This window comes from Leisingera sp. F5 (assembly GCF_001593695.1).
In genome coordinates this window covers 1-1,573 of record NZ_LUKH01000850.1, presented here as the reverse complement: position 1 = coordinate 1,573, position 1,573 = coordinate 1, and the positions used below count along the sequence as shown (strand labels likewise).

Here is a 1,573-nt window from a genome sequence, read left to right as displayed (position 1 = left end):
GCGCAGGGCGGCATTGCCGCCAGCTTGGGCAACATGGGGCCCGACAGCTGGCAGTGGCATATGTATGACACCGTCAAAGGCTCCGACTGGCTGGGCGACACCGACGCGATGGAATACCTGGCACGTGAGGCGCCTAAGGCGGTTTACGAGCTGGAACACTATGGCGTGCCGTTCTCGCGCACTGAGGAAGGCAAGATCTACCAGCGCCCGTTCGGCGGCCACACCACCGAATTCGGTGAAGGCCCCGCGGTGCAGCGCACCTGCGCGGCGGCTGACCGGACCGGCCACGCGATCCTGCACACGCTGTATGGACAATCGCTCAAGAACAACGCCGAATTCTATATCGAGTATTTCGCCATCGACCTGATCATGTCCGACGACGGGCAGTGCCAGGGCGTGGTGTGCTGGAAGCTCGATGATGGCACCATGCATATCTTCAACGCCAAGATGGTGGTGCTGGCGACCGGTGGTTATGGCCGCGCCTATTTCTCTGCCACTTCGGCGCATACCTGTACCGGCGACGGCGGCGGCATGGTGGCGCGCGCCGGTCTGGCGCTGCAGGACATGGAGTTCGTGCAGTTCCACCCGACCGGCATCTACGGCTCCGGCTGCCTGATCACCGAGGGCGCGCGCGGCGAGGGCGGCTATCTGACTAACTCCGAAGGTGAGCGGTTCATGGAGCGCTATGCGCCCCAGTACAAGGATCTGGCGCCGCGCGACTATGTCAGCCGCTCCATGACCATGGAAATCCGCGAAGGCCGTGGTGTGGGCGCCGAGGGCGACCATATCCACCTGAACCTCTCCCACCTGCCGGCCGAGGCGCTGGCGGAACGGCTGCCGGGCATTTCCGAAAGCGCCAAGATCTTTGCCGGTGTGGACGTCACCAAGGAGCCGATCCCGGTTCTGCCCACCGTCCATTACAACATGGGCGGCATCCCGACCAACTATTGGGGTGAGGTGCTGAACCCGACGGCTGACGACCCGACCGGTGTGGTGCCAGGCCTGATGGCCGTGGGCGAGGCTGGCTGCGCCTCGGTGCATGGCGCCAACCGGCTTGGCTCCAACTCGCTGATTGACCTGGTGGTCTTTGGCCGCGCCTCCGCCATCCGTGCGGGCAAGGTTGTGGACCCCGAGGCGGCAAATCCGGTGCTGAACACGGCTTCCGTTGATAAGGCATTCGACCGTTTTGATGCTCTGCGCAATGCCAAGGGCGGCATCCCGACCGCGGATCTGCGGCTGGAGATGCAGAAATGCATGCAGGCCGACGCCGCTGTGTTCCGCACTGCGGAAACCATGGCCGAAGGCGTCGAGAAGATGACCGCGATCGCCGCCAAGCTGGACGACCTGCAGGTGACCGACCGGTCGCTGGTCTGGAACTCCGACCTGATGGAAACGCTGGAGCTGACAAACCTGATGCCCAGTGCATTGGCCACCATCGTCGGCGCCGAAGCCCGCAAGGAAAGCCGCGGCGCGCATGCGCATGAGGATTTCTCGACCCGCGACGATGAAAACTGGCGTGTCCACACCGTCTCCCGCGTGGCGGGCAACAAGGTAGAACTCAGCTACCGTCCGG

Annotated in this window: 1 protein-coding gene; it reads left to right on the top strand. The window is 64.1% G+C overall.

The genetic code is table 11. The annotated features are described in order from the left end of the window. Positions 1-1,573: succinate dehydrogenase flavoprotein subunit (gene sdhA, locus A2I95_RS36715; protein ID WP_291737413.1), on the top strand; the 1,573-nt coding region annotated here is incomplete at both ends.